This is a genomic window from bacterium (genome assembly GCA_030655055.1).
Classification (GTDB): Bacteria; Edwardsbacteria; AC1; order AC1; family EtOH8; genus UBA5202.
The window spans coordinates 19999-27182 of record JAURWH010000225.1 but is presented as its reverse complement, the minus strand read 5'-3'; the positions used below and the strand labels follow the sequence as shown (position 1 = coordinate 27182).

At 57.8% G+C, this 7184-nt stretch carries 6 protein-coding genes and 1 pseudogene; 1 reads left to right on the top strand and 6 read right to left on the bottom strand.

Annotated elements, in window-relative coordinates:
• The 6 genes and pseudogenes from mnmE to rpmH form a co-directional block, all read right to left on the bottom strand.
• On the bottom strand, positions 1-1211 hold a 1211-nt coding region (mnmE, locus tag Q7U71_10670; protein ID MDO9392220.1), incomplete at its 3' end, for a tRNA uridine-5-carboxymethylaminomethyl(34) synthesis GTPase MnmE.
• A 209-nt stretch (positions 1212-1420) separates the two neighbouring features.
• Positions 1421-2476 carry a Jag N-terminal domain-containing protein gene (locus Q7U71_10665; GenBank protein MDO9392219.1) on the bottom strand — a complete coding sequence of 352 codons (1056 nt, stop codon included), beginning with the start codon at positions 2474-2476 and terminating at the stop codon, positions 1421-1423.
• 131 nt (positions 2477-2607) lie between these two features.
• On the bottom strand, positions 2608-4236 hold the full coding sequence (gene yidC, locus Q7U71_10660) for a membrane protein insertase YidC (GenBank protein MDO9392218.1): 1629 nt from the start codon (positions 4234-4236) through the stop codon (positions 2608-2610).
• 123 nt (positions 4237-4359) lie between these two features.
• Positions 4360-4617: a membrane protein insertion efficiency factor YidD gene (yidD, locus tag Q7U71_10655; protein ID MDO9392217.1), complete on the bottom strand. Its 258-nt coding sequence runs from the start codon at positions 4615-4617 to the stop codon at positions 4360-4362.
• Positions 4611-4991, bottom strand: a complete 381-nt coding sequence (rnpA, locus tag Q7U71_10650) for a ribonuclease P protein component (GenBank protein MDO9392216.1) — start codon at positions 4989-4991, stop codon at positions 4611-4613. The genes yidD and rnpA overlap by 7 nt, the downstream gene beginning before the upstream one ends.
• A gap of 38 nt (positions 4992-5029) precedes the next feature.
• Positions 5030-5197: pseudogene (rpmH, locus tag Q7U71_10645) on the bottom strand (50S ribosomal protein L34).
• 483 nt (positions 5198-5680) lie between these two features.
• On the opposite strand from rpmH, the gene gcvPB reads away from it, so the two are divergent.
• Positions 5681-7174, top strand: a complete 1494-nt coding sequence (gene gcvPB, locus Q7U71_10640) for an aminomethyl-transferring glycine dehydrogenase subunit GcvPB (protein MDO9392215.1) — start codon at positions 5681-5683, stop codon at positions 7172-7174.
• Positions 7175-7184: the final 10 nt, after the last annotated feature.

Sequence of the window (7184 nt, the reverse complement as noted above, 5' to 3'; positions counted from 1 at the left end):
TCACTGGCATTGTTCAGGAACCGGGAGGCTTGTTTCAAAGCCTCCATCTGCCGGTTGTTTGAGGCGCCGGCCGCCCCGGCTTCCCAATTATGGCCGCCGGTCAGGGTGTTCACAATGGTTTTCTCAAGTTCCTTAAGGCCGTCCTCGGTGATGGAGGATATCTTCAGCCAGTTATTCTCGAGTTCAAGTTTTACCGGCAGGTCGCATTTGTTGGCCAGCACGATCCGGTTGAAGGCAGAGGTCAGCTCCAGCAGTCTTTTGTCCTCATCAGTCAAGGCGCATCCGGCGTCCAGCACCAGCAGCACCAGGTCGGCCTGTTCCATTTTGCCTTTGGCCCGTTCCACCCCTATCAGTTCTATGGCATCGCTGGTCTCCCGCAGGCCGGCGGTGTCGAACAGCCTCAGCGGGATGCCCCCGATCTCTATCCAGCCCTCCAGCACGTCGCGGGTGGTGCCGGGCGAGGGGGTGACTATGGCCCGCTCCTCCTTCAGCAGCATATTGAACAGGCTGGACTTTCCGGCGTTGGGCCGGCCTGCGATCACCACCCGGGCTCCGTCCTTCAGTATCAGCGAGGCCCGGCTGTCGTCCAGCAGACGTTGGGTCTTTTTCAAGGCTTGGTCTATGTCGTCTTTTATCTGTTTGAATTCGGCGGCAGGAATGTCCTCTTCGGGAAAATCCACCCAGGCTTCCAGCAGGACCAGCAGGGAGATCAGTTTTTCCCTGACATCGCTTACCTTGCGGGAAAGTCCGCCCTCCAAGCGTTCCAGCGCGGCCTGGGCCGCGGTCTGGGTCCTGGCGTTGATGATGTCGCAGACCGCCTCGGCCTGGGCCAGGTCCAGCCGTCCGTTCAAATAAGCCCGCAAGGTGAACTCTCCGGGCTGGGCCTGACGGGCCCCGGCGTTCAGACAGGCCTGCAATACCGCCTGGGGCGCGGCCGCGCCGCCGTGGCAGGTGATCTCGGCCATGTCCTCGCCGGTAAAGGAATGGGGGGCTTTCATTACGGCCAGCACGGCCTGGTCGGCGGACGGGGTGTGGTCTCCGGAGATCTTTCCCAGATGCAGGGTGCGGGAGGGCATTTGGCTGGGGAGCAGTCTGCCTTTAAATATGGCATCGGCGATCTCCAGCGACCTTGGACCGGAGACCCGTATCATGCTCAAGGCGGCCGGGCCGCTGGCGGTGGAGATGGCGGCTATGGTGTCGGAGGATATCATGTTAATAGTTTGAGTTTACTATCCATCTTACCAAAGCAGACAAGATTAACATGATTTCACCGGGTTAATTCTCAGGTAAATAAAAATCCTGTAAATCCTGTCAAAATGGTTTCTACATTAAGCATACTACAAAGTATTTTCAAAATCAAGGCAAATAAAAAAGGCTCTCCCAGTTTTAGAGAGCCTTTTTATTTTAAAAGATTCTGACATTACCTGGTATTTTTTTTCTTGGACCGGGGGGCGAAAGAGGACATGTCCACCGGGGCCTGGGGTCTGGCATTATCCGACCGGAGTTCCGGGGGAGCGGGGCTGGGCGGGGCTGCCTTGGGTGCCGGGCGCCGGCTGCGATCCTGGAAGGTTCTTTCCGGCATGGCGGCAGGCTTGGGGGCTGACGGAGCAGCCGGTCTGGGGGCGGCCGGCCTGGGAGCCATCGGCGCCGCCGGTCTGGGAGCTGCCGGGGCCGGTCTGAGTGCCGGCTTGGGGGCCATCGGGGCGGCCGGTCTGGGAGCGGGCCGGGGGGCCGGTCTGGCCGGAGCCTGGGCCGCAGGTTTGCCGCCGGGCCGGGGTCCGTCGCGGCGCGGTCCGCGCTGCTGATCTGCCGGGCGCCGGTCGTTGCGGTCCGGCCGCCTGGTCTCTGCCGGGGCTCCGGGGGCGCCTTTAAGGGAGATGATCACCCGGCGCCGGTCTCCGTTGCCCACCGCCAGTGTCTTGACATCGGCGTGCTTCTCCAGGGCCTGGTGCACCAGTTTGCGCTTGTGGGGCGGCATCGGCTCCATCTCGTATTCCTTGCCGCTGGCCTTTACCTTATCGGCCAGTTCCAGGGCCCGGGTCTTAAGGTCGTCGTTCTGCGATTCCAAAAACCCGCCGATATCCAGCCGGATGTCGTATTCCGATTCCCGGAAGATCTTGTTGATCAGGTAGTCCATGGCCTCGATGGCCGCGCCCCGGTTAGCCTTCAGGTATTTGTCGCCGGTGGGGCAGTCGATGCTGGCTATCAGCAGGTTGCCCTCTTCCCTAAAGCTTTTCACTTCGCCGGGCATGCCCATCTTCTCCAGCAGGGTTTCCACCATGCTCTTGACCTTGGGCCGGGGCATCAGTTTGATGCGGATCTTGGCCGGCTTGGCGCCGAAGATACCAAGGAATCCGGAGGAGCCCAGCGAGACTATCTCCACTTCGGTGTCTTCGCGGCGCACTCCCAGTTCCAGCAAACCCTTTTCCAGGGCCTGCTCTACTGTCTTTCCCTCTTTTTCAATGATTAGGCTCATTTTGATCTCATCCGATGTTTGGTTGTCGCTTAAAATTTTACCACAAGTTCCCCACTAAAAACACGAAACGATCCGAAACCTTTGTTATTTTAGTGTCTTTTAGTGGGCAGGTTTTCAGGTACGGAGCAGGTTCAGGCTTCGGCCGGGGGCTGGGTCCGGATCTGGATCAGGTACTGCTCGCCGATGGACAGGATGTTGTTGATCAGCCAGTAAAGGTTAAGGCCGGCCGGCAGGCTCATGAAGATGAAAACCATGAACACCGGCATCATGTAGACCATCATCTTCTGCTTGGGGTCCACCGTGGTCATCTTCTGCTGGAAGAACATGGCCACCCCCATCAGGACAGGCAGCAGGCTCAATGATTCCCAGCCCACGAAGGGCAGCTTGCCGCCGAAACTGACGATGCTGTCGGGCAGGCTCAGGTCGGTGATCCACAGCATGAAGGGGGCCTGGCGCAGTTCGATGGTGTTGATCAGCACGCTGTACAGGGCAAAGAACACCGGCATCTGCAGCACCAGGGGAATGCAGCCGGAGAAGGGGTTGACCCCGTGCTTCTTGTAAAGGGCCATGGTCTCCTGGTTCAGCTTGCCGGGGTCGTTCTTGTGCTGGTCCTGGACCTTTTTAAGATGGGGCTGAAGGTGCTGCATCTTCTTCATTGACCGCATGCCGGTGTAGGTCAGCGGGAAGAAGACCAGTTTCATCAGCACCGAGAAGATGATTATCACCACCCCGTAGTTGGGGATGAAATTGTGCAGGGCCAGCAGGAACCACAGGATGCCGCGGGAGATGGGCTGGATCCACTTCCAGCCGGTGTCGGCGATCTTGTCCAGCGAGGGGTCCACCTTGGCCAGCATGCCGTGATCGATGGGGCCCAGGTAGACCGCGATCTCGTCCCCGGTATTCGCGGTCAGGGGCAGGCCCAGCGAGGTGGTCAAACGGTCCTGGTCCTTTAAGCCCTGCTGGACCGAGGCGCCCTTCCGGCTTTTGGGGACCAGGGCGGCCACGAAGTACTTGGTCCGCACCCCGCAGTAGGCGATGTCGCCCTCGATGGCCGGCAGATCCTTGTCCTTGGCCAGCTTGCTCAGGTTGTCCAACACCACATCCTTGCCCAGCATGGCCAGTGCGGAAAATTCCTTGAGGTCCAGTTCCTTGTTCTTTTCGGTGGTATTCAGGCCGCAGTTCCAGGCCAGGTTGTACTTGGAGCTTAAATAGACGTCGGCGGGGGCTGTGATCTTGATCTTCAAATTCAAGCCGGGGGCGTTCTCCAGCAACCCATAGGTCTTTTGGATCACCACCCCGTCGGCCAGCCTGGCCTGATAGGTGATGCTGCCGTCAAATTCCTGGCCCGTCTCGAACACCACTTCCGAAAGGTCAACCGGCTGCCCGGCCACGGAAAGGTTCATGGTCAGGGCCCGGCCGCTGTCGGGGATCATCTGCACCGGCTGGCCGTCGGGTCCCATATAATCCAAAAGCCGGTAACCGGACAGGGCGGCTCCCTGGCTGGTCAGCACGGCTTCAAAGCCTTTTCCTTTAAGGATCTTTTGGGTGACGGGCAGCCCGGGGGTCTTTAGCTTGGGGCTTTTGGCCGGCGCGGCCGAGGGCTGGGCCAAAACGGCCTGAACGGCTGCCGGTTCTGAGGCGGCCGGAGCAGTCTGCTGGACAGCAGGCTGGGGGGCCGGTTTGGGCATCAGGAACTGGAAGCCCAGGAACACCGCCAGGATCAGGATGATGGCCAGCAATAACCTTTTATTGGAATCCATAAAATTTTCTACAATCCTTAAAACATTTACACGGAAACACTGAATCCTGACGGGAAAGCACTGAATAAATAATAACAATTTCGAAAATGATTCAGGTCTTCCGTGATTCCGTGGTAAGTTTTGTTAGGGTCTTTTTTTATCTTGGGGCAGTTTGGGATCGGGCACCGGGTCGTACCCTCCGGGATTGAAGGGGTGGCAGCGCAGTATCCTTTTTACCGCCAAAAGGGTTCCCCGGCCCGGTCCGTGAAGGGTCACCGCCTCCAGGGCATACTGTGAGCAGGATGGGTGAAAGCGGCACGATCTGGGAAGCACGGCACCCAGGGTCAGCTGATAGGCCCGGATGAAAAGCAAGACCGTCTTGGTCAGCGCCCGGTTCAGCATGGCTGGTTTGGGCCGGCCGGTACCATTAAAAGCCCGGCTTTTTCCAAAAGCTGGGGCAGGCCCGATTGTATCTGGGCATAAGTTAAGGGACGCTGGGCCACTATAAAAAGATCGAAGCCGGGCTTTATCAGGTGCTTGGTCCGGCGGTAAGCTTCGCGCATCCGGCGCTTGTTAAGATTGCGCTCCACCGATCCGAAGCCCTTTTGGCGCTTGGTGGCAAAACCGGCCCGGCATCCCGTTCTTTGGGGATTGGACCGGTAAATAAGATTTAATCCCTGATGGCGGACCCGCAAGCCGTGCTCAAAAAGCCCGGAGATATCGCCCTCGGATTTCAGCCGTTCCTCTTTTTTAAAAGTATGCCTGATCTTATCCAATTTCTCTTACTGCCTTAAGGTCCGACCCTTCAGACCGTTCAGATCAGATGGCGCTCGTCGGCCACGGTCAGCTTCTTGCGGCCTTTGGCTCTGCGGCGGGCCAGCACTTTGCGGCCGTCGGCGGTGGACATCCGTTTGCGGAATCCGTGGGTACGGGCTCTTTTGACCCGGCTTGGCTGATAGGTCCTCTTCATGACTCCTCTTCTTCTTCGTAGGCTGTTTTATTATTGGTGAAGTTGATTTTTCAAGAGATAAACATATCATAATACAACATATTAAGGCTAAAAGTCAAGTAAAATCAACCAAGGGGTGGGGCAGACCGACAGTATGCAAGCGGTTGTCTTTAGAATCGGAGGCTTGGGAAAAAGCCAAAATGATGAACTTGGGGCACAGCACTTCATTTATACCAGGCCAGAAACAAATGGAAATGTCTTCCGCTGCCAAGAAAAAACTTAAGAGCATCCCCTGCCGCGAAAGGGGCGCAACTTGCTTTTTTTGCTTGACTTTAGGGGCTCTTTAATGGTATCCTAATCTGTTGTTTTGGATTATCTTTTTCTAGTGTTAACGACAGGGAGCATTAAAGCCACAAGCGCGAATTGCCATGCAGGGAGTCCTGTTGTTTTTGAGCGTTTTGTGCTTTTTGTGGTTAAAAAAAGTAACTAATATCTTTAACATATAGATGGCGGCCAATGTTAGAAAAAACAATCTTTGAACTGTCTTCCGCCGGCCGGCAGGGCCATGCCTTGCCCCTATGCGATGTGCCGGAGAAACCCACCGACTCCCTGATCCCCAAAAATCTTCTGCGGGCCCAGGAGCCCGGACTGCCCCAGGTGGCGGAGATCGACGCCTTCCGGCATTTTGTCCGGCTGTCCACTTTGAACCATCACGTGGACAAGGGCTTTTACCCGCTGGGGTCCTGTACCATGAAGTACAACCCCAAGGTCAACGAGGACCTGTCCCGCCTGCCGGGCTTCACCGGGACCCACCCGCTCCAGGATCCAACTGACCTGCAGGGCGGCCTGCGGTTGATGAAGGAACTGGGCGACTCGCTCTGCCAGATCTCCGGTCTGGACGCCGTCACCCTGCAGCCGGTGGCCGGGGCCCACGGCGAATACACCGCCATCATGATGATCCGGGCCTACCATCTTAAGAAGGGCCGGGTCCGCAGCAAGATCCTGGTCCCCGATTCGGCCCACGGCACCAACCCGGCCACCACCACCCTTTCCGGTTATCAGGCCATCACCATAAAATCCAACGCCGACGGGCTGGTGGACCCCGAAGATCTAAAAGCTCACTTAGACGACGAAGTGGCCGGCCTGATGCTGACCAACCCCAACACGGTGGGGCTGTTCGAGAAGAACATCGTCCAGATCACCAAGATGGTGCACGACATCGGCGGGCTGGTGTTCATGGACGGGGCCAACCTCAACGCCATGATGGGCATCGTCCGGCCCGGGGATTTCGGGATCGACGCCATGCACTTCAACCTTCACAAGACATTTGCCACGCCCCACGGCGGCGGCGGGCCGGGAGGCGGCGGAGTGGCCTGCACCAAGGCGCTGGAAGCTTTTCTGCCGGTGCCAGTAGTCTGCTCCCGCAACGTGTCAAACAGTTCGAACGTTTCAAACGGTTTGAAACAGTTGGAGTATTATCTCGATTACGACCGTCCGGACAGCATCGGCAAGGTCCACAGCTTCTTCGGCAACTTCGGGGTGATGGTCAAGGCCTACACCTACATCCGGATGCTGGGGGGCAGGGGCCTGCGCCGGGTCTCGGAGAATGCCATCATCAATGCCAATTACATCATGCGGTCGCTGGAAGGCATATACGACCTGCCGTTCAAGGCCCACTGCAAGCACGAGTGCGTGTTCTCCGGCCTCAAGTTCCGGGACAAGGGGATAAAAACTTTGGATATTGCCAAGCGCCTGCTGGACTACGGCTACCACGCGCCCACCGTTTACTTCCCGCTGATCGTGCCCGAGGCCATCATGATCGAGCCCACCGAGACCGAGAGCCAGGAGACACTGGACGAGTTCATCACGGCCATGAAGAAGATCGCCGAAGAGATAGAGAAGACCCCGGAGATCGTCAAGAGCGCACCCAACAACACGCCCATCGGGCGGCTGGACGATGCCAAGGCAGCCAAGGACCAGAAGCTGTGCTACCGCGGGGAGTGCCTGTAACTGATAACCA

Bases quoted from the DNA above. Each gene is read 5' to 3' on its own strand.
- gcvPB (MDO9392215.1), top strand. From the start codon at position 5,681: ATGTTAGAAAAAACAATCTTTGAACTGTCTTCCGCCGGCCGGCAGGGC.
- yidC (MDO9392218.1), bottom strand. From the start codon at position 4,236: ATGGATTCCAATAAAAGGTTATTGCTGGCCATCATCCTGATCCTGGCG.
- Q7U71_10665 (MDO9392219.1), bottom strand. From the start codon at position 2,476: ATGAGCCTAATCATTGAAAAAGAGGGAAAGACAGTAGAGCAGGCCCTG.
- yidD (MDO9392217.1), bottom strand. From the start codon at position 4,617: ATGCTGAACCGGGCGCTGACCAAGACGGTCTTGCTTTTCATCCGGGCC.